Source organism: Pseudomonas sp. 58 R 12 (assembly GCF_900005865.1).
In the GTDB taxonomy this organism is placed as follows: domain Bacteria; phylum Pseudomonadota; class Gammaproteobacteria; order Pseudomonadales; family Pseudomonadaceae; genus Aquipseudomonas; species Aquipseudomonas tritici.
The window spans coordinates 132,918-152,813 of the sequence record NZ_CVTP01000026.1 but is presented as its reverse complement, the minus strand read 5'-3'; the positions used below and the strand labels follow the sequence as shown (position 1 = coordinate 152,813).

The window sequence follows — 19,896 nt, the reverse complement described above, 5'->3', positions numbered from 1 at the left end:
TAGTTTCAATTCTTTATAAAAAGCGCGTGAGCTACCAAGCCCTCATAGAAAAGCGCAAGGAAAGAGTCGCCCTATGCACCTGCCAACCCGTCCCGCCCCCGAAGCGTTCCGTGAGCCCGCCGCTGACGGCTACCCCATCGGCGGCTTCACCTGGCGCCACCTGCGCACCGCCCTCGAACGCCCCGTCGTCGTCATCAACGCCGCCACCTCCGTACGCTGCCGCCACTACGCCCGCTTCGCCGACTACCTGTTCACCAACGGCCTTGACGTCATCACCTACGACTACCGTGGCATCGGCGAATCCCGCAGCGGCTCACTGCGTGGCTTCAAAGCCTCATGGTCGGATTGGGGCGTGCTGGATTTCGAGGCGATGCTGCAGCGAGCGCAACGGGAATTTCCAGGGCAGCCGATTGATGTCGTCGGCCACAGCTTCGGTGGCTGTGCAGCCGGGCTCGGGGCGTCGGGCGCGATCATCCGGCGGGTCGTGACCGTAGGGGCGCAGTTTGCGTACTGGCGCGATTACGCAGCAAATGAGCGTTGGCGGATGTTTGCCAAATGGCATGTAGTGATGCCGCTGGCGACGGCACTATGCGGGTACTTCCCCGGCAAACGCTTGGGCTGGCTGGAGGACACGCCAGCGGGCGTGGTGCGGGACTGGAGCACGCTAACGCCCAGGTTTGAAACGCGACCCAGCGGGCGAACCTTGGGTGAGTTGCCATTCAGTCGCGTGAAGGCGCAGATACTGGCCATCAGCATCACCGATGATCCATTTGGGACCGTCGCAGCCATCGAGCGACTACTGGGTTACTTCGACGGCAGTGAGCGCACTCATCTGCGGATCGCGCCTGCAGATATTGGCGAAAAGGCAGTCGGACATTTCGCATTTTTTCGCAGCGAGCATCAGGAGAGGCTGTGGCCGATTGCATTGGTGTGGCTGCAAAACGGCCAATTAGCTTCGGACCCCCTTGGGATTTCCCCCAACCTGCGCTTCAATACTCCCCCAGTTTCAGAACCCTAGGACGCTAAGCCCATGGCCTCGCCAGACAAGCAGCAAAAACGTGCCCAACGGGCAAAGGCCAAGGCCAAGCAAAACCGTACCCAGCGCGCTGTCGCGACCAAGCCGGATGCGTTTGCCGGTGATGACAGCCGCATTGACCTTGAGTCAGTGGATTTGACCGAGCTGTTCGTAGAAATGCGCGCTGCAGGCGAAACCAGCCAGCAAGCCCTCTGCGCCGTGTTCCTGGCCCACCCGTTGCTGGCGCTGGTGCTTGAGCAGGAAGGCGAAGAAGAAGCCACCGACTTTATCCTGGCGGCGCTGATCGAGTATCGGCAGTGGGCCACGGACACTGATGATGAAGCAGCAGCACTGGCGTGGATTGAGTCGCCAGAGTTCCAGGCGGATTACGTGGCGGCGTCCCAGGCGCTGACCAGCTCGCAAGACTGACACCGGACAAAATGTGGGAGCCGGGCTTGCCCGCGATGGCGGTGTGTCAGCCGACGAAGATATCGACTATCAGTCCGTCATCGCGGGCAAGCCCGACTCCCACAATGTTTAGTTCAGCACCGCAGCACCCGCTCTCTGCGCCTTGCGCCGGCTGGATACAAACAGCCCTGCAGCCACCACCAGCAAACTCAGCACCCCAGTCGCGATAATCTCGACCCGATGCGCTTCCTGGAACAGCATGATGGTCAGCGTGCCCACGATGAACACCATCACCGCGTAGGTCAGGCCCGGGAACAGCCACATCTTGAAGACGATCTTCTCACCCGCCGCGGCGCGTTTCTGGCGCATGCGCAGTTGCGACACCGCGATCACCAGATAGACCAGCAATGCAATGGCGCCCGAGCTGGCGAGCAGGAATTCGAACACTGCCGCCGGGGCCACGTAGTTGGCGAACACTGCCAGGAACGCTGCGCCAGTAGACAGCAGAACAGCCCAGTAAGGCGTGCCACTCTTGTTGGTGCGCTTGGCCACGGCCGGTGCATCACCGCGACGGCCCAGGGAGAACAGCATGCGTGAGGCGGTGTAAAGCGCCGAGTTCAGGCAGCTGGTCACGGCGACCAGTACCACCAGGTCGACAATCAGCTTGGCATTCGGGATGCCCATGCGTTCCAGCACGGTCTGATACGAACCCACCGCTGCCAGGGTCGGATCGTTCCATGGCACCAGGGACACCACGATGAAGATCGACAGCAGGTAGAACAGACCAATCCGCCAGATCACCGAGTTGGTGGCCTTGGTGATTTGCTGGCCTGGGTTCTTCGATTCAGCCGCCGCGATGGTGACGATCTCGGTGCCCATGAAGGAGAACATGGTGGTCAAGATCGCCGCCAATACCGCGCCCATGCCGTTCGGCATGAAGCCTTGGGTGTCGAACAAGTGCGAAACGCCGCTGACCTGGCTGGTTGGCAGGAAACCGAAAATCGCCGCCAGGCCGAGGATCACGAAGCCCACAATCGCCACGACCTTGATCAGCGCAAACCAGAACTCGAACTCGCCGTAGTTCTTCACGCTGAACAGGTTGGTCGCGGTCAGCAGCAAGGTGATGATCAGCGTAAAGGCCCAGATGGCCACATCCGGGAACCAGGCATGCAGGATGGTCGCGGCGGCGTTGGCCTCCAACGGAATCACTAGCACCCAGAACCACCAATAGAGCCAGCCGATGGTAAAACCGGCCCAGTGGCCGATCGCCCGGTCGGCATAGGTGGAGAACGAACCGGTGTCCGGCGACGCGACGGCCATTTCGGCCAGCATGCGCATCACCAACACCACCAGCGTACCCGCAGCGGCGTAAGCCAACAGTACGGCCGGGCCAGCGGCAGCAATCGCGTGGCCGGAGCCAACAAACAAACCGGCACCGATGACGCCGGCAATCGACAGCATGGTGACGTGACGCGGTTTGAGCCCCTGTTCGAGGTCATTGGAGCTTTGCGTACTACTCATTGACACACCTTTACGAGGAATTGCGAAAACGGTCCGCCCGGCCTGCGATCTTTCTCGTGAAAAGAAACCAACAGGGCGTTCTTTATTTTTTACGCAAGATTTGCGCCAAAATGTTACGGCGTCGCGATTGACGCGGGTTGTAGGAAGATTGAGCAGTCATCGCAAGTCATTGAGAACAATGGCATTCCGCTATACCGTTACCGTGCGACTCACTTTCAAGACGAATAAACGCACCATAAACACACACAAAAAGTACGTGACGCCCTACAAAAGGGCTGATAAGCACCGTTTGCCCGGTTAACCCTTCCAACCCCCGGCCAAAGCTGGCACCATCGCGCCCTTTTTTACGCGAAGCCTGCGGCTTTTCGGGTTCAAACGGTTGTTCGGTTGTTGATGGCGCGACACGCTGCTGTGCCGATGCGACACCCTGCCGCACACCACCTGTTTACCGCCGGCCGCGCTGTTGGCTGCCATCAAGACGCTATGCTAGCTTGGCGCCTCGCCAGGAAGGCGGACCAACAGCGAAGATCGCAACGAACACAACGAGGACCGCACATGGCCGAGGCCACGCCCGCGCTTGAAATCCGCAACTTGCATAAACGCTATGGTGAGCTGGAGGTACTTAAAGGTATTTCGCTGACCGCTCGCGACGGCGATGTGATCTCGATCCTGGGTTCCTCCGGTTCCGGCAAGTCCACCTTCCTGCGCTGCATCAACCTGCTGGAAAACCCGCACCAGGGCCAGATCCTGGTGGCCGGCGAAGAACTCAAGCTCAAGGCCGCGAAAAACGGCGAGCTGATGGCCGCCGACGGCAAGCAGATCAACCGCCTGCGCAGCGAAATCGGTTTTGTGTTTCAAAACTTTAACCTGTGGCCGCACATGAGCATCCTCGACAACATCATCGAGGCCCCCCGCCGTGTGCTCGGCCAAAGTAAAGCCGAAGCCATTGAAGTGGCTGAAGCCCTGCTGGCCAAGGTCGGGATTGCCGACAAGCGCCACGCCTACCCCGCGCAATTGTCCGGCGGCCAGCAACAACGGGCGGCCATCGCGCGCACCCTGGCGATGCAACCCAAGGTCATCCTGTTCGACGAGCCCACTTCGGCGCTTGACCCGGAAATGGTTCAGGAAGTACTTAATGTGATCCGCGCGCTGGCCGAAGAAGGCCGCACCATGCTGCTGGTCACCCATGAAATGGGCTTCGCCCGCCAAGTGTCCAGTGAAGTGGTGTTCCTCCACCAGGGCCTGGTCGAAGAGCAAGGATCGCCACAGCAGGTGTTTGAAAACCCGCTTTCGGCGCGCTGCAAACAATTCATGTCCAGCAACCGCTAACGGAGCAACATGCATGCAGAACTATAAAAAATTCCTTCTGGCCGCGGCCGTCTCGATGGCGTTCAGCGCCACGGCCATGGCAGAAACCTTGAAAATGGGGATCGAAGCGGCCTATCCGCCGTTCAACAACAAGGACGCCAGCGGCAACGTCGTCGGCTTCGACAAAGACATCGGTGACGCCCTGTGCGCCAAGATGAAAGTCGAGAAGTGCGAAGTGTATGTGTCCGACTGGGACGGCATCATCCCGGCCCTGAACGCCAAGAAGTTCGACTTCCTGGTGTCCTCGCTGTCCATCACCGATGAACGCAAGCAGGCCGTCGACTTCACAGACCCGTACTACTCCAACAAATTGCAGTTCATCGCACCTAAAGCCACCGCCGACTTCAAGACCGACGCCGCTTACCTGAAAGGAAAAGTCATCGGTGCACAACGCGCGACGTTGGCCGGTACTTACCTGGAAGACAAGCTGCCTGATACCGAAGCCAAGCTCTACGACACCCAGGAAAACGCCTACCTCGACCTGACGTCCGGTCGCCTGGACGGCATCCTGGCCGACAAGTACGTGCAGTACGAATGGCTCAAGAGCAAAGACGGTTCCGCCTACGAGTTCAAAGGCGACCCGGTGGTAGAAAGCGACAAGATCGGTATCGCCGTACGTAAAGGCGACCCGCTGCGCGAACGCCTGAACAAAGCCCTGGCGGAGATCAAGGCAGACGGCACCTACAAGAAGATCAACGACAAGTACTTCCCTTTCAGCATCGAATGATCTGAACGGTATGCCCGACGCGCTCATGTGAGCGCGTCGGCTTTTTGCAATGCCTGCCGCGATATGAAAACACCATGAATTTCGATCTCTACGGATTCGGCCCGGCGCTTGCCGCTGGCGCGCTGATGACCGTCAAACTGGCGCTCACGGCTTTGTGCCTGGGGCTGGTGCTCGGCCTTGCCGGGGCCTTGGCCAAGACTTCACCGTACAAGCCGCTGCAATGGGTGGGTGGCGCGTATTCGACCATCGTGCGCGGCGTGCCGGAACTGTTGTGGGTGCTGCTCATTTACTTCGGCACGATCAATCTGATGCGTGAACTGGGCGAGGTGTTCGGCATTCCCGACCTGTCACTCAGTGCCTTCGCCGCCGGGGTCATCGCCTTGGGCTTGTGCTATGGCGCCTACGCCACGGAAGTCCTGCGCGGCGCAATCATCGCCATCCCCAAGGGCCACCGCGAAGCCGGTTTGGCGCTGGGGCTGTCGAAAACCCGCATCTTCACGCGCCTGATCATGCCGCAGATGTGGCGCATCGCCCTACCGGGCCTGGGCAACCTGTTCATGATCCTGATGAAGGATACCGCGCTGGTCACCGTCATCGGCCTTGAAGAAATCATGCGTCACGCGCAGATCGCGGTCACCGTCACCCGGCAGCCCTTCACCTTTTATCTGGTGGCGGCCTTCATCTATCTGGGCCTTACTTCGCTGTCGATGATCGGCATGCACTTGCTGGAACAACGCGCCGCGCGCGGCTTCGTGAGGACGACGTAATGGAATGGGAAGTCATCCTCAAGTGGCTGCCGAAATTTATCCAGGGCGCCATCCTGACCCTGGAGCTGGTGGGCATTGCCGTGATTCTCGGGTTGCTACTCGCGATTCCCCTAGGCGTCGCCCGGGCGTCCAAGCGTTGGTATGTGCGCTCGCTGCCCTACGCCTACATCTTCTTTTTCCGTGGCACACCGCTGCTGGTGCAATTGTTCCTGGTGTACTACGGCCTGGCTCAATTCGATGCGGTGAAAACCAGCTTCATGTGGCCGTATTTGCGTGATCCGTTCTGGTGCGCCACGGCCACCATGACCCTGCACACCGCCGCCTACATCGCCGAGATCCTGCGCGGCGCGATCCAGGCGATTCCACCGGGTGAAATCGAAGCGGCCCGGGCACTGGGCATGTCCAGGCCCAAGACGTTGTTCTACATCATCCTGCCCCGTGCCGCGCGCATCGGCCTGCCCGCCTACAGCAACGAAGTGATCCTGATGCTCAAGGCCAGTTCGCTGGCGAGCACGGTGACACTGCTGGAGCTGACCGGCATGGCCAGGACGATCATCGCGCGCAACTATCTGACGGTGGATATGTTCTTCACCGCCGGCGTGTTCTACCTGCTGATGTCGTATCTGCTGGTACGCGGCTTCAAACTGCTGGAACGCTGGCTGCGCGTCGATGAATGCCAGGGACGTTGAGGCACGCTTCCAGGCGCTGGATGCGTTTCTGATCGAGCACCAAGGGCTGTGGAAACCACGGCCCTTTACGCATCGGCATCTACCCTGGGAAACCGAACATCCTGACCTCGCCGCCTGGCTGCGTCAACGTTCGTTGGCCGATGCGGAAACCAGTCACAACCAGCCGCATGATCTGGCGGCACCTGCTCCGTTTCCACAACTTGCCGCGCAAGCCCGACACCTCAGCGCTGTGGATCAATTACCAACGCAGCCGCTGGCACCCGCTCGCCATCGCCTGAACGTCGACGTCCCCGGCCGCAAATGGCAGCAAATCGAAGCGTTCGGCGCTGCCCTGCAGTTTGCGCAAACACCCACGCACTGGCTCGACTGGTGTGCGGGCAAGGGCTACCTTGGCCGTCGCCTGTTGCAAGCCGATCAAGCGCTGACCTGCCTGGAATATGATCCGGCGTTGATCGCCGCAGGCCAGGCGTTGAGCGATCACCATGGCCTGCCCGTTATCCATCGCCTGCAAGATGTGATGGCCGATGTGGCGCTCAGCCGTGAACACACGCCCGTCGCCCTGCACGCCTGTGGCGACCTGCACGTGCGCCTGCTAAAACTGGCCAACGCGGTCGGTTGCCAACAGCTTGCGCTGGCGCCCTGCTGCTATAACCGCATCACCGCCGACACCTACCAGGCACTGTCCAACGCAGGCCGCGCCTCAACCTTGCAACTGTCGATCGATGACCTTGGCCTGCCCCTGAGCGAAACCGTCACCGCCGGCAAGCGGGTGCGCTTGCAGCGCGACACATCCATGGCGCGGCGCCTGGGTTTCGATCAACTGCAACGCGAGCTGCGTGGCTGCGACGAATACCTGCCCGCGCCTTCACTGCCCACGAGTTGGCTGGACAAGCCTTTCGCCGACTACTGCCGGGAACTGGCACGCCTTAAAGGGTTATCCACAGGTGAACAGGAGTGGGCGACATTAGAGGCGTACGGCTGGAGCCGCTTGGCCGAGGTCAGAAACCTGGAATTGGTGCGTGGCCTATTTCGGCGCCCGCTGGAGTTATGGCTGGTACTGGATCGGGCATTGTTTCTAAGCGAAACCGGCTACAAGGTCGAAGTGGGCAGCTTCTGCGAACCCGCATTGACGCCGCGCAACTTGATGGTGCTTGCCGAGCGCGATTAAGGGGCAGAATTGTCGCACCACAGCCTGTGGATAACTCTGTTGATGGATTCTTTACAGAGCCTGTAGCCATCTGCGCTACAGGTCAAAAACCAAGCTGATCATTTTTTGTTCACAAAATAAAACACCCGCAAAACAGGCAGTTGCGGCGGGATGAGAACCGCTCCACAAAATGGCTGTTACGTGACCCCCTCAACCAACCGATTGTGCATAAGCATCTGGCGTTAAGCGTATAAACCGCGACTTATAGCGATTTTTTGCGCGCAATCAATAACCGGCAAAGCTCGTCGATATCGTCTCCGGCCAAGGTCAATGCCTGGCTGTCCAAGGGGTCGATACCAAACGCCAGCGCTTCACTGATTGCCTTGTCGCGGTGCACCTCCAACGGCGGCTGTCCACCCAGGCGCTGCTTGAACGCCTCAAGCATGTCCAGGGTGAAGGCATCGTCCTCATCCAGTTGGTTAAGCACATAGCGAACCTGCGGCGGGCCCTCGCGCGCAAGATGTGGCGCCAGCAGCCTATCGAGTTGGTCCAGGGTGCCCAAGGACGCGGCGTCAGCCTTGGCAATCACCAACACCACATCGGCCACGCTCAAGGCTTGATGAAAGTAGACATTATTACCGGCGGGGGTATCGATGATCACCGTTTGCCGCGCGCTCAGGTGCAACCCCGACAACTGCTGCGCCAGCCAACCCGGTTCGCGCTTGAGCCAACCGTGAAGGTTTTCCTGCTGCTGGGCATCGATATCGCCAAAGGGGATGACCCGGCACCCGGCGAAGCCCGGTTGCTGGATCTGAGCCCAGGGCGTATTCAACAAGCTGGTGCGACCGATGCCAGGCAAGCTCGCGCTGACGCCGAAGTGATGACGCAATGCGTTCTGCGGGTCCAAGTCCAAGGCCACCACCGACTCACCCAACCGCTGCATGCCGCTGCTCAAGGCAGTGACCAGCGTGCTGCGGCCCACGCCTCCATTGGCCGATACCAACGCGACTACAGTTGGCCGTGCCACGGCAACATCTTCCTGTTGAGGTGGTTCATTGGCGCTCGGGCCTGAAGAAGGAAAGGGGGCGCCATCGTCGACCGGAACACTGCCGAAGAAATGCAACCGCGCGCTCAGCCCGCGCACATCTCGAGTGACATGTTTGCCGAGCAACACAAAAATCTCGTCAGTAAGGCTCATGACCAAACTCCCACACGACGCTGCCTAAAGACGTGAAGGGTCGGCAAGAAGAAGGCTTACCGCAGGTCTTTTTATATAGGCGGCTCTGCTACCGCATTCTCTGACACCGACAACAAAGTGTCATTATTTTGATGAAGTTAACGCTGAATTTTTAGACCGGCGGCAAGTAGTCAAATTAATGACCACGCCAGCATTGGCCCCAAAGTATTTGTACACATGAACGAACCGGGCACCCGACTGCCCGGTTCTGGCACACCAATCGACTTAAGGGCGAATGCGGCGCTCGGTGAACTCGTAATCACCCTGGCAATCACTGGAAGGATCCGCCGCCACACTTACGTAATGCACGGTATCCGGGTCCACCAGTTTATACGTGTAGATATCCGGCGAAGGCACGCCATCCGTGCGCAATTCATTCTTGCCATTGGCCGCTGCCCACGTGCCCTGCTCGGTCTGAATCACCTGAGTCTGCTGCGCATCACGGAAGAAGGTAATAGTGAAACGGCCGTCCGGCTTGAGGTTATTGGTCCACGACAGGAACTGGCACTTGCTGGTCTCCGTGCGCAAACCCTTCCAGGTGCCGACCAAAGCTGGATCGTTGCCAGGCTTATGGGTGGAACACGCGCTGAGGGCCGTGACGAGAAGGATGAGGGACAGTGAAAGAGTCCGTTTCATGTAGGGCTTCCTTTGGTAGAAATGGTGCGGAGGCTGCCTCGATCAAGGCCGAGTAGACCGCTAGATGACGAGGGATGAATCCTACCTCGTTGCGAGGAAAAAGGGATCATTGCGAGAAAACCTTGGCTTCTGCAAAAATAGTCAGAATTCAGGGGTTTACAGAAGCTTGGCAATCGCTATAATCGTCGCCCTAACACGCCGGTATAGCTCAGTTGGTAGAGCAACTGACTTGTAATCAGTAGGTCCCGGGTTCGACTCCTGGTGCCGGCACCATACAAGGTTCCAGAGAAGGCTTTCAAAATCTCTGGAACCCCCGAAAAACCCGCCTTCTGGCGGGTTTTTTCGTTTTGGCGTTCCGTCGGATTCCGCCAAATTCTTATGGATACCAGCCGTTTTAAGGATAAAGATAGGGGTAAGGTCATTCGATAAAGGGAGGAGTACCCTTATGTCGCGCACCACTGCCCCGCTCTCTGATTCGGCTTGCCGCTCAGCCAAGCCCACCGACCGCGCCTACAAGCTTTTCGACGGCGACGGCCTCTACCTTCTAGTCCAACCCAATGGCCGTAAAGGCTGGCGTTTCAGGTATGTAAAACCTGATGGTCGTGAAGGACTGACCTCCTTCGGCAACTACCCCGTGGTCGGCCTCGCCGATGCGCGCAAGAAGCGCCTAGAGGTCAAGCGGATGCTGGCGGAAGGCATCGACCCCATCGAGTCCAAACACCAAGCTAAGACGCAAGCCACAATCCGAGGCCGAACCTTTGAGGACGCAGCCTTGGACTGGCACAAAGCGATGTCTGCCAAATGGGCTCCGGGTCATGCCAAGACGGTCCTGAGCCGTCTCAAAACCCATGTTTTTCCACTAATCGGCGATCGCGCTATTGTCGACCTAGACACTCACGACTTGATGCAACCTCTGGAAGCAATCCAGAAGCGTGGCACGATTGACGTCGCGTTAAGGGTACAAAACTACCTGCAAAGCATCATGCGCGAGGCGAAACGTGCTCGACAGATCGCGGCAAACCCTGCCTCCGACCTTGAAGGTTTGATCAAAGCCCCGAGGGTAGTTCACCGCCCAGCTTTACCCTTATCGCGCCTGCCTGAATTGCAGGAGCGCATCGACACCTACAAAGGACGAACGCTGACTCGGCTGACAGTCATGCTCTCGCTACATGTGTTTGTCCGCTCCAGCGAACTACGCTTCGCCCGCTGGAGCGAGTTCGACCTCAAGCGCGGCACCTGGGAGATACCGGACACTCGACCCGCGCTGGACGGAGTACCCTTTTCAACAAGAGGTACGAAGATGGCCGGGGACATCCACCTTGTACCCTTATCACCGCAAGCCGTAACCCTGCTTGAACAGATCCGCACCCTCACCGGCGAATTCGACCTGGTATTTGCAGGCGACGCCAACCCGTCGAAACCGATGTCTGAAAACACGGTGAACAGCGCGCTTCGAAATATGGGTTACGACACCAAAACCGAAATCTGTGGCCATGGCTTCCGCTCGTTGGCCTGCAGCGCACTGATCGAGTCAGGATTATGGTCGGAGACCGCCATTGAACGGCAGATGAGCCACAAAGAGCGCAACAACGTCCGCGCGGCTTACATTCACAAGGCCGAATTCATTGAGGAGCGCAGATTGATCATGAACTGGTGGAGCCGGTACCTGGAGACGAATCGACAGGAGCATGTCACCCCCCACGAATTCGCGAACCAGATCGGCCCAAACGTCACTCGCTTAAAAGCAAAACGTGGCGCAACTGAGTAAGCGCTCGGCCTTCATATCTCAGCGATCCGCTTGTCCACGCGGGTCCATCCAAACAGGGCTGCAAAGCCGCCCTGCTTGGATGGACCTCACTTAAAAAATCTAAAGCCCACGCAACTGTCTGTGGAAAACCACAGATTTCCACCGGTGGATAATTTCATCCACAGCCGCACAACTCCCGAAAATTCGAGCCTTGACCCGAATTATCCACAGGCGTAGAAAAGATCGGGCAAAGCGCTGTCGTTGACAGCAACCCAGGTAGCCAGAACCTTTAAGGCTACGCCACACTGTGGTGGTTCTCCCAAAGTGCGATTAGCGTCCGGCAGCTCGCACGGTCACAGCGATGTGATGGATGCCTACTTCTACCAGAGTGCCCACTGCGGCAACTCATACCCCTTTATAGCTGCCCTGCAGCAACCTATCCGCTTGGCCATTTCATTGCGCCAACATGCGCCCGTCTCTTTCTTCCGGAAAGAGACGGGCGCTCCTACCGCTGCTGCAGCCCACCTCGTACAAGGCTTTGCGGCATTTCCCCTCGTGACAATCGGCGTGACAAATACCGAAGTCACCAGCAACAGCGATGCAGATGATGGTGCCGCAATCCACGGAATGGACTTCACCTGACTGACAGTCAGGCATGCCCCGGTCATCGCTTCACTGCCTTAACCCGACTCAGGATCTCGCGGCGCTGGTCTCGTCAGCCAGCGCAGCCTCCACCCGCCCACTTCTTCGGAAGTGCTCAGGAGGCCAGATCATGAGATGCCCAAGCTCCCGGTCGTAAGGAGCCGCCAGTCCCGCGTTAGTGGACAACCCTCACAGGTCGCAGGGGCCTTGATCCCTGATAACACTCAACATTGGTGGCGGGATGACGTGGGGCGAGGATCGGAGAACGGGAGATGAGGTGACTGAGATGGCATTGGTGGGTAGACGCGATGGCCGCAATTTCGGCTACGGCAGGCAATTGAGCTACGCAGGGCCGCAGGCATTGAAAGACATGTTCGGCGGTGGCCACTACGGCACGGTCAAGGCGCATTCTGATCGGTGGCAGGCATTTGTGAAGTGGTGTCGATCCGAACAGGGGCCCGGTATCAATGATGCGCGGCAGGTTAATCGGAAGGTGTTGGCTAACTATGCGGCGTATCTCCGTGACATGGTTGGGCTCGGTGACCTCGCCATCAGCACCGCGCAAAATCGGCTATCCAGCGTTAACAGGACCATGGCGGCGCTTCGCGGTGATCAGTGCGTGAAATTGCCAAGTCCGAGCAAGGCGTTGGGTATGCAGCGCACCGGGATTCGACACTCGGTGCCGCAGGGCCAGGACCACGAACAGGTTAAGCAGATCGTCGATGCGTTTTACAGCCATCATCAGCTAAGGGCCGCCGCTATCGTTCTATTGGCGCGAGCCACCGGCATGCGCTTGCGTGAGGCCATTTTGGCTGACCTGCGACGGCTAAGCCGTGAGGCTAACGACCTAGGCAGGATTAACATTCAGGATGGCACCAAAGGCGGCCGCGCCGGCGCTTCGGCGCCACGTTGGATTGCGGTGGACGACCATGTTCGGGGTGCACTTGGGTTTGCACGGCAGGTGTCGCCTGCGGGTAGCCGCAACCTCATTGCGCCACACGAAAGCTACCTGAATCTTCTGCAAGAAATCATCCGCCCTGCGCGGGACATCCTGCATGCACACAATCTCAAGGGCTTCCATGAGCTACGAGCGGCGTACGCATGTGAGCGCTATGAGCAAATCACCCAACACCCCGCGCCTGTCAACGGTGGCCAATGTTACCAGGTAGATAGGAACCTTGATCGTGAGGCCCGGAAGCAAATCAGCTATGAGTTGGGGCACGGTCGGATAGATGTGATCGCTGCCTATGTAGGAGGTCGCAGATGAGTAAGGTATTCGATATGGAGCTATTCTTGGCTGCGGTGCTGACGGGTTCGTACGCAACGCGGCAGCGCCATTTACGGCAAGCAAAACTCATCCAAGCTGAGATTGCAAAACGTTGGCAGCGAGAGACGCCTTGGACTTGGCAAAGAAAGCATTTGGCTTGGTATCTCAAACATCACATAAACCAACGGAGTGAGGCGACGCGGTATTACTATGTCCTGACGGCACGGTTGCTCGCTCGACGCCTAGAAACATCATGGGTTTTCAATATTTGAGCAGAGCCTGACTTTTGGTAGTCACCTGCAACAACAATCGGCCTGAAGCGGCCAAGCCGTTAAGAAATGCCACGTGTGAACACACCGGTTTTCGGAGGTGTCCGATCATCGACGGGGCTAGAAGCCCCCCGATAGCAGAGGGGGGAAAACACATGTTTTCATGCCATCAGGTCGTCGCTGGCATGCCTGCCTTGAGCAGGTTTATATCGCAAATCAAACGGCCGCAGCCACGCATTTGAGCAGCAAACGCGGATAGCTCGCGCCTCGTTGGGGCTGACAACGAGCCCTACAGACTGCAACAAAGCACCTACACTACCAGGCAAGATGAAATGACGTGAACGAAAGTGTAAAGATGATCCGCATTTTGATGCTGATCGGAAAGCGCCTTGCCACATGCTGTTATGAAGTAGGGGCTTTCGACTTTTTGTTGTGGCAGAGGGCTGCTAACCTAATCCATAATCGCTCGAGGCAAGTCGGAAATTTGCTAGGTCAGCTTCAGCCGGCAAGGCAAGTAAGTTTTACAGCAGCGAAAACATAATAGAAAGTTGATGCAGTTGCGGTTTCTGTATGATGATCGCTATACACTAAGCGCCACTTCAGAATATAGTTAAAATATTGGCTCTGTCTTTTACTCTACCAACAGGCGAAGTGATTATATGCCAAGGAAACCATCGAATAGGCGGCTGAGCAAATCCGGCGCAAATAAAAAAATATTCGCTGCTCAGAGAAACTTTAGTAACCGGTCTGTTCCAGACGCAGATTATGTATTCACACTAAAGAGCAAAAATCGCTCTGATATTTTTTTTCCACTCTTAAATAGCCTTCAATTGACCACTGAATTTATCGAAGGCGTGCATGGAGCTGCCTTCCCTAGATCATTGAATGAAATTTTCTCAGAGTCTTTAACAAGCAGCCCGAGCAGTTTAGCCAACGAAGTAATATGGGCGATTGTAACTTTAAGCATATACAACAAGGAGCTAAAGTCGTTCATCTCATACAAAGAGGAATTTGAACTCTGCTTGCTTTTAAATGATCGCGAAGGTGCGTCAAACGCTCTTAAAAACACCGAAAGAGAACTTGGCTGGTCATTATGGTACATTCAGAACTCTTTGGCAAACGCCCAGTACTATCAAGGTGTCGAAGAAAAAAGACGTCTTGTCGGGGCATATGAAAAGCAAACGGAGGAAAATAGTTTTCTAAGAGTACTACTGTACTTCATATCAAAAAGAATTGAAGGCACAACCGTGCCTGGCTATCTCCAAACCGAGTTAGCAAACTTTTTTGAGTCATCAGAAAGCTCAGCACACCGATTCATGAAAAACAAGCTATTTGGACTATCAGATCCAGATATTGACGATCTTTCGTTAACATTGCTAGTTGATTCTCACTTTAGTGTAATTGACTACTACGAGAGTCTAATTACAACACTTCAAGCAGTTGCCGCAAAAGAGCCGCTCACAAAAACTCTTCGCGAAATCTTGTCGCAGCCAGTGCTCTTCTTATATCGATCAACATCAGATAAGCGCCTAATCCCACTCTTGATCGCATTAGATGTAAGAGATAGAGATCTATATAAAGGCCTTAGTAGCAAAGAAGATCTCATTGAGTCCTATTCCAAAGGAGATTATCAGGTCGCGCTTGAGTTAGCTGATGTGCATCTAAAGCAGCAACCCGCTGACATGGGTGCGCTCGTAATGCGTGTGAGAGCTGAGTTGAAGCTTGGGCAGGAAAGCACGAAAAGTGATGGAATAATTGGAGAAATTGAGCTACATCTACGAAATATCATATCTCTTACCCCTGATACATATTCTTCAGCTCTATCACTATACGCTCTTCATGATCGTTTTTACGGACACTCTTGGACAACATTTTTGCGAGCGGTCGTCGCTTCTGAACTGACGAGTGACAAGTTCGAATATCCGTCTGCGGCGCTGCGGCGCTTAGTTATCCTGGAGAGCGAGCCTACTCCCTTTAGCGCTTTGCTACAGCCCGTTGTTTTAGGCACGCAAGACATTATTAGATTTTTCAGTAAGAAACATCGTTATAGCGCCACTATCCAAGTCTTTATATTGGTCAGCCAGGGCGAAGCAGCCGACACAAAAAATATTACAGAGGAACGCCGACGTCGCTATCTGGGCGCCTACCACCTTGCACGTAACAACTTCACTGCAGCGATAGAAAATTTTGAATGGTTGGTAACTAACTCAAGTGGTGCAGAGTCTCTACGCGCCTCTGCTGCCGCCGCCATCGCTTATTCAAGAAGCGGTCAATACTCAAAATCCATCGAGTATCTAGTTACAGGCTTTCTCAAATGGCCTCATGCCCCGACCGTTTTGCCGCTTGATGAAATTATAGGGAAGTTAGAGGAGCCAGAAGATTGGCCAGAGTCAATATTTTTACCACTCGCATTCGAACTTTATACTTCTTACCGCTCAGATGATCGAATTACACATTTGAGGTACGCTTTTGAGCGATTCCAAACAAGCTTTCAGATAGAGTCGCCCAGCGCACTAAGTGGCAGAGCTGATGAGTTTGGGCTAGGTAACGTAATCTACTATCTGAACAACGTTTGGCGCCCAGAAGTTATGCGGCAAACAGTGTTATACGAAGGTACGCGGCAGATTGAAGAGGAGCGAATTAAGGTTTGTCAGGTCTTGGCTGAAATTGATAGCCAAAGCTCCCTTGGGTATCTTGCCGAAATCCGCGAGCGCGTAAAGACTCTTGAAATCGCGAAAGCTACAAACTTAGTAGAACAGAGCAAAGTGTATGTCGACATTGCCGCAATAAAAAAAGCACTACGAACTAAACTTGGCGATGCATACGCGCGATATAAATCAGCAACACCTAATATACCTAGCCTTGACAGTTCGGTGATTGGAAAGCTATCAGAGCTACTCTCTAAATCGGGAAGTGATAGCACTGTCGCTCACATAGCATCAATGTATCATATACTTTTTGCTGAAAGTCCGACCGAATTAGACCTCCAATTCGCGGCAATGTTTAAAGAAGTTACAAATGAGTTCCTCCGAGGCGATCATGGCTTGAATGCTTATCTAAGCACGCGCGTGCGGCATGGAAAGCTCAGCAACGCCTTGCGCAAGCCTGCAGCGGATGAGTTTCTTGTGACGGAGCGCAAAGAAGGCTCTTTATCATATGTGCCTAATTACCATTGGGCTCAAACCCTATTCGAGCTAAACGAAAGTGAGCACAACGAGCTTTCAGACGTTCTTGAAGGATTTGCAACTGACCTAGATTCAATTATCGCGCATATAAAGGACGACCTGATCCAGATCAAGATAACTCATGACTTGATTTCCAAAGACACTAACAAGCAAGCACTATTCTCATATCAGACATCAAACCTTGAACGCATGTACATGCAAACAAGTGACACCAAGCTCAAAAACCTAGATGAGTTTATCGACCTATGCATTGATGCTTTATGGGATAAAACGGATGCAAACTTAGTTCTCGTACAAGAAATATTGCGATCAGGGATTCGCCAGCGATTGATGGGGACATTCGACGACCTACTGCGCGCATTGAATAATCTAGCCTTCTCAGATCGGCTTGGAGAGCTTTATAACCATGTATATAGAGCGCGAACTAGCACTCAGACACAGTTAATGACTGTGACGTCTTGGTTTAAGCGAAGCGAAGTATATGACCGCCAAGACTACATCATCGAGTTCCCTGTCTTGATTGCAACGAACATGATCAGAAATTCTATCTCAGGTGCGGGTGATTGGGAGGGGGTTGCTCTAAGTATATCTGACGCAGCAGGAATCATGCCCGGAAGAAGTCTTGATGCCATGGTCGATATGTTCTGCGTCCTCTTCGAGAACGCGATTGGTCACTCAGGAGAGTCTCTGTCTAATCTTAAAGTGGTCGCAGACCTCGATTTTAAAGACGGCTGCTTCAGTGCTACACTCACCAATCAGGTATTCCCCAAGACATTTGATGATCGTGATGAGGAGCGTCTGGAGCGGATTCGCTCGGAGTTGACTAAGGATGACAATCGTAACAAAGCACAGAAGGAAGGACGCAGCGGATTTCATAAATTATGGGCGATCATTAACGCACCTCAATATCGCGATCCATCTCTTGTATTTGGCTTCACAAATGAGCAAAAGTTTAAAGTTACCGTAAAATTCGGCATGGAGGTGACTGATGAATAAAATGCTTATAATTGAGGACGATGAGGACAAGCTCAAGATCCTTGAAGATTTCATTAACAATGAATTTCCAGGATATGACATAGCTACGGCCCGATCTTATAATAGCGGCTTAAAATCTGTAATCAAGGGTTCAAAATCCTATGAGTTTATTCTCTTGGATATGAGCATGCCTAATTACGACGTATCACCTACGGAACCAACTGGTGGTAGTCCAGAGAGTTTTGCAGGTAGCGAGCTTTTGGCCCAAATGAAACTTCGAGGAATAAAAATACCCACCATTGTGGTAACGATGTTTGATGCTTTCGGGGACAACTCGTCGAAAGTCTCGCTTAGCCAGTTGGTGGAAAAGCTTGCAGATCAATTCAGGCCGACCTTTCGCGGATCAGTGTACTACAACCCTGCTGAAGATGGTTGGCGAGCTTCGTTGAAAACCCTTATAAATGACATTCGAGCTGAAATTCAATGATTAAAGTTCTTGTTGTGGATGATGAATACGCAAAAATAGCTTCGATATCCGAAGTAGCTACCGGATTCAATCCCTCGGTAGTTATTGAGCATGCAAGTACTGCGAATGAGGCTCGCCGTAAGCTGCAAAATACAGAGTATGACTTGCTCGTCATTGACCTTAACCTTCCAGCAACGTTGGGCTCGGCCCCTGAGAGGAGTGGGGGGCTGGCGTTTCATGACATGCTAATGTTGGATCGCTCAATCTCTCTGCCCGATATTATATTTCTCTCCGCCTTAGAGGAGGAGTTAGAGAAAGCCGAGCAGGAGGTAAATGATAGGGGCGCTATATTTTGTTCCTATAAAGAGGGTCAGGCAAGCAATTGGAAGCGGGTTTTATTGGGGAAAGTTAAATATGCCCTCCAACGGCGAGCCCGCTTAGATTCAGCTTCCCCTCGTTTTGATGTAGTTATCATGACCGCATTGGGTGACCCAGAACTTCCTGCTGTATTAGAGCTTCCCTATGGGTGGAAATCATTGCGATTCCCTGACGATCCGACCGGCTATCATGTGGGAGAAATCAATCGCAAGGAAGGCAATCTTACTGTAATCGCGGCGTCTGCGCGTAGAAAGGGCATGCCATCTTCTGCGGCGCTGGCTTCAAAAATGGTAGCGAAGTTTAAGCCTAAATATATAGTAATGTTGGGGATTTGTGCAGGCGTAAAAGGAAAAACCAATTATGGAGATGTCATCGTAGCTGACCCGTCATGGGACTGGGGGAGTGGCAAGCATGCCGAGAAGGAAGACGGCACGCGCGTCTTTTTGGCTGCGCCCTATCCACATCCGCTTGACACGCATATTTCTCAACTGTCAATGGAGCTTGCGACAGATGGCATAACTGCTAGAGCGATACAGTCAGAATGGGAGAAAGAACTTCCACAGGGTAAGCTTGCAATACATGTAGGCCCAATGGCATCTGGGGCCGCCGTGTTGGCCACAAGCGATGCAATGCAGCCTATTACTGCACAAAATCGAGAAGTTCTAGGTGTTGAGATGGAAGCCTACGCTGTAATGGCATGTGCTGATTTTTCTTGCAGACCCGCCCCTTTACCAATCGCAATTAAGTCTGTGTGTGATTTTGCTGACGCTGAGAAGAATGACCTTTGGCAAAAATATGCAGCTTATACCAGTGCAAAATTTTTCCATAAGTTAGTCACAAATGAAAACTTTTAACTGCAACAACCATTGACCTTAAGTACACCTTCAGACTTTATATCTAATCTTGTAAAACAATGGGCGAGGCAGGCCTATGGCTCTCGCCCTTCTATGTTTATAGATAACTTGATGAAAGGTTAATGGCAGAACAGTGAATGCATTAACTACCAAGGTATCGAAACAGCGCCCCCAGCCCCACTGAGTTGCAGCCCTCGTGCGCATACCTCTAAGAATGACCGGTCTTGACTGCTGGACTGTTACCAATCACAGCGTTGCGCCGTTTGCTGGCGCGCACCATAGCCCCACTCTTATCACGCAAGTACGATGCATACCATGCATCGAGGGCAATCAGTCCTGGTTAGACTTTTCTTGCGGTGATGAAAGGTTGGGCGAGTACTAAAGGATAGTTTTAGAGATAGATAGTCGAGTCTCAACAAATAAAAACCATATAAATCATAAAATTATCATAATTTTCGACTCCTGGTGCCGCACCAAACAAAACGAAGGCTCGCAGAAATGCGGGCCTTTGTTGTTTCTACACTTTGGTGTTATTGCGAGTTGCCTCGCCCCGTTTGAGCTTGCGCCGCGGCTTCTCAAAGTCCTCGCGAAATGAGCC

Annotated in this window: 17 protein-coding genes and 1 tRNA gene; 15 read left to right on the top strand and 3 right to left on the bottom strand. The window is 54.4% G+C overall.

The window, feature by feature from the left end:
* Positions 1-73 precede the first annotated feature (73 nt).
* Both BFP95_RS23510 and BFP95_RS23505 read left to right on the top strand, forming a co-directional pair.
* Positions 74-1,018, top strand: a complete 945-nt coding sequence (locus BFP95_RS23510) for an alpha/beta hydrolase family protein (protein WP_065910789.1) — start codon at positions 74-76, stop codon at positions 1,016-1,018.
* Between the two features lie 12 nt (positions 1,019-1,030).
* The gene (locus BFP95_RS23505) at positions 1,031-1,444 is read left to right on the top strand and encodes a hypothetical protein (protein WP_065910788.1); all 414 of its coding nucleotides are present in this window, start codon (positions 1,031-1,033) and stop codon (positions 1,442-1,444) included.
* A gap of 108 nt (positions 1,445-1,552) precedes the next feature.
* On the opposite strand, the gene gabP is transcribed toward BFP95_RS23505, so the two are convergent.
* Entirely contained in the window at positions 1,553-2,944 is a 1,392-nt protein-coding gene (gene gabP / locus BFP95_RS23500; RefSeq protein WP_065910787.1) for a GABA permease, read from the bottom strand.
* 555 nt (positions 2,945-3,499) lie between these two features.
* On the opposite strand from gabP, the gene BFP95_RS23495 reads away from it, so the two are divergent.
* From BFP95_RS23495 to BFP95_RS23475, 5 genes are all read left to right on the top strand, one after another.
* Positions 3,500-4,273 carry an ABC transporter ATP-binding protein gene (locus BFP95_RS23495; protein ID WP_010213906.1) on the top strand — a complete coding sequence of 258 codons (774 nt, stop codon included), beginning with the start codon at positions 3,500-3,502 and terminating at the stop codon, positions 4,271-4,273.
* A 13-nt stretch (positions 4,274-4,286) separates the two neighbouring features.
* The gene (locus BFP95_RS23490; RefSeq protein WP_003187758.1) at positions 4,287-5,039 is read left to right on the top strand and encodes an ABC transporter substrate-binding protein; all 753 of its coding nucleotides are present in this window, start codon (positions 4,287-4,289) and stop codon (positions 5,037-5,039) included.
* Between the two features lie 74 nt (positions 5,040-5,113).
* Complete coding sequence (locus tag BFP95_RS23485) at positions 5,114-5,806, top strand: ABC transporter permease (protein ID WP_065875790.1); 693 nt, start codon at positions 5,114-5,116, stop codon at positions 5,804-5,806.
* A complete protein-coding gene (locus BFP95_RS23480) occupies positions 5,806-6,495 on the top strand; it encodes an ABC transporter permease (protein ID WP_065875791.1) in 690 nt (229 codons plus the stop codon). Before BFP95_RS23485 ends, BFP95_RS23480 begins: the two co-directional genes overlap by 1 nt.
* Positions 6,476-7,663 carry a methyltransferase gene (locus BFP95_RS23475; RefSeq protein ID WP_065875792.1) on the top strand — a complete coding sequence of 396 codons (1,188 nt, stop codon included), beginning with the start codon at positions 6,476-6,478 and terminating at the stop codon, positions 7,661-7,663. Before BFP95_RS23480 ends, BFP95_RS23475 begins: the two co-directional genes overlap by 20 nt.
* Positions 7,664-7,904: 241 nt before the next feature.
* On the opposite strand, the gene bcsQ is transcribed toward BFP95_RS23475, so the two are convergent.
* On the bottom strand, positions 7,905-8,840 hold the full coding sequence (gene bcsQ, locus BFP95_RS23470) for a cellulose biosynthesis protein BcsQ (RefSeq protein WP_065890255.1): 936 nt from the start codon (positions 8,838-8,840) through the stop codon (positions 7,905-7,907).
* Positions 8,841-9,104: 264 nt separating this feature from the next.
* On the bottom strand, positions 9,105-9,515 hold the full coding sequence (locus BFP95_RS23465) for a hypothetical protein (protein WP_065875794.1): 411 nt from the start codon (positions 9,513-9,515) through the stop codon (positions 9,105-9,107).
* Positions 9,516-9,712: 197 nt separating this feature from the next.
* Here BFP95_RS23465 and BFP95_RS23460 point away from each other — a divergent pair.
* The 8 genes from BFP95_RS23460 to BFP95_RS23425 all read left to right on the top strand — a co-directional run bounded on the left by BFP95_RS23460 (position 9,713) and on the right by BFP95_RS23425 (position 19,298).
* Positions 9,713-9,788: transfer RNA gene (locus tag BFP95_RS23460), tRNA-Thr, on the top strand.
* A gap of 172 nt (positions 9,789-9,960) precedes the next feature.
* A complete protein-coding gene (locus BFP95_RS23455) occupies positions 9,961-11,283 on the top strand; it encodes a tyrosine-type recombinase/integrase (RefSeq protein ID WP_065910786.1) in 1,323 nt (440 codons plus the stop codon).
* A 345-nt stretch (positions 11,284-11,628) separates the two neighbouring features.
* A complete protein-coding gene (locus BFP95_RS23450) occupies positions 11,629-11,904 on the top strand; it encodes a hypothetical protein (protein ID WP_065910785.1) in 276 nt (91 codons plus the stop codon).
* Positions 11,905-12,190: 286 nt separating this feature from the next.
* On the top strand, positions 12,191-13,171 hold the full coding sequence (locus BFP95_RS23445) for an integrase domain-containing protein (RefSeq protein WP_065910822.1): 981 nt from the start codon (positions 12,191-12,193) through the stop codon (positions 13,169-13,171).
* Entirely contained in the window at positions 13,168-13,443 is a 276-nt protein-coding gene (locus tag BFP95_RS23440; protein WP_065910784.1) for a hypothetical protein, read from the top strand. Before BFP95_RS23445 ends, BFP95_RS23440 begins: the two co-directional genes overlap by 4 nt.
* 656 nt (positions 13,444-14,099) lie before the next feature.
* Entirely contained in the window at positions 14,100-17,621 is a 3,522-nt protein-coding gene (locus BFP95_RS23435; protein ID WP_139115326.1) for a hypothetical protein, read from the top strand.
* Positions 17,614-18,087: a response regulator gene (locus tag BFP95_RS23430; protein ID WP_065910782.1), complete on the top strand. Its 474-nt coding sequence runs from the start codon at positions 17,614-17,616 to the stop codon at positions 18,085-18,087. The genes BFP95_RS23435 and BFP95_RS23430 overlap by 8 nt, the downstream gene beginning before the upstream one ends.
* A complete protein-coding gene (locus BFP95_RS23425) occupies positions 18,084-19,298 on the top strand; it encodes a phosphorylase family protein (RefSeq protein ID WP_065910781.1) in 1,215 nt (404 codons plus the stop codon). The genes BFP95_RS23430 and BFP95_RS23425 overlap by 4 nt, the downstream gene beginning before the upstream one ends.
* Positions 19,299-19,896 lie beyond the last annotated feature (598 nt).

Excerpts from the sequence above, each read along its gene's own strand:
- BFP95_RS23510 (WP_065910789.1), top strand. The coding sequence starts at position 74 with ATGCACCTGCCAACCCGTCCCGCCCCCGAAGCGTTCCGTGAGCCCGCC.
- BFP95_RS23505 (WP_065910788.1), top strand. The coding sequence starts at position 1,031 with ATGGCCTCGCCAGACAAGCAGCAAAAACGTGCCCAACGGGCAAAGGCC.
- gabP (WP_065910787.1), bottom strand. The coding sequence starts at position 2,944 with ATGAGTAGTACGCAAAGCTCCAATGACCTCGAACAGGGGCTCAAACCG.
- BFP95_RS23495 (WP_010213906.1), top strand. The coding sequence starts at position 3,500 with ATGGCCGAGGCCACGCCCGCGCTTGAAATCCGCAACTTGCATAAACGC.
- BFP95_RS23490 (WP_003187758.1), top strand. The coding sequence starts at position 4,287 with ATGCAGAACTATAAAAAATTCCTTCTGGCCGCGGCCGTCTCGATGGCG.
- BFP95_RS23485 (WP_065875790.1), top strand. The coding sequence starts at position 5,114 with ATGAATTTCGATCTCTACGGATTCGGCCCGGCGCTTGCCGCTGGCGCG.
- BFP95_RS23480 (WP_065875791.1), top strand. The coding sequence starts at position 5,806 with ATGGAATGGGAAGTCATCCTCAAGTGGCTGCCGAAATTTATCCAGGGC.
- BFP95_RS23475 (WP_065875792.1), top strand. The coding sequence starts at position 6,476 with ATGAATGCCAGGGACGTTGAGGCACGCTTCCAGGCGCTGGATGCGTTT.
- bcsQ (WP_065890255.1), bottom strand. The coding sequence starts at position 8,840 with ATGAGCCTTACTGACGAGATTTTTGTGTTGCTCGGCAAACATGTCACT.
- BFP95_RS23465 (WP_065875794.1), bottom strand. The coding sequence starts at position 9,515 with ATGAAACGGACTCTTTCACTGTCCCTCATCCTTCTCGTCACGGCCCTC.
- BFP95_RS23455 (WP_065910786.1), top strand. The coding sequence starts at position 9,961 with ATGTCGCGCACCACTGCCCCGCTCTCTGATTCGGCTTGCCGCTCAGCC.
- BFP95_RS23450 (WP_065910785.1), top strand. The coding sequence starts at position 11,629 with ATGGATGCCTACTTCTACCAGAGTGCCCACTGCGGCAACTCATACCCC.
- BFP95_RS23445 (WP_065910822.1), top strand. The coding sequence starts at position 12,191 with ATGGCATTGGTGGGTAGACGCGATGGCCGCAATTTCGGCTACGGCAGG.
- BFP95_RS23440 (WP_065910784.1), top strand. The coding sequence starts at position 13,168 with ATGAGTAAGGTATTCGATATGGAGCTATTCTTGGCTGCGGTGCTGACG.
- BFP95_RS23435 (WP_139115326.1), top strand. The coding sequence starts at position 14,100 with ATGCCAAGGAAACCATCGAATAGGCGGCTGAGCAAATCCGGCGCAAAT.
- BFP95_RS23430 (WP_065910782.1), top strand. The coding sequence starts at position 17,614 with ATGAATAAAATGCTTATAATTGAGGACGATGAGGACAAGCTCAAGATC.
- BFP95_RS23425 (WP_065910781.1), top strand. The coding sequence starts at position 18,084 with ATGATTAAAGTTCTTGTTGTGGATGATGAATACGCAAAAATAGCTTCG.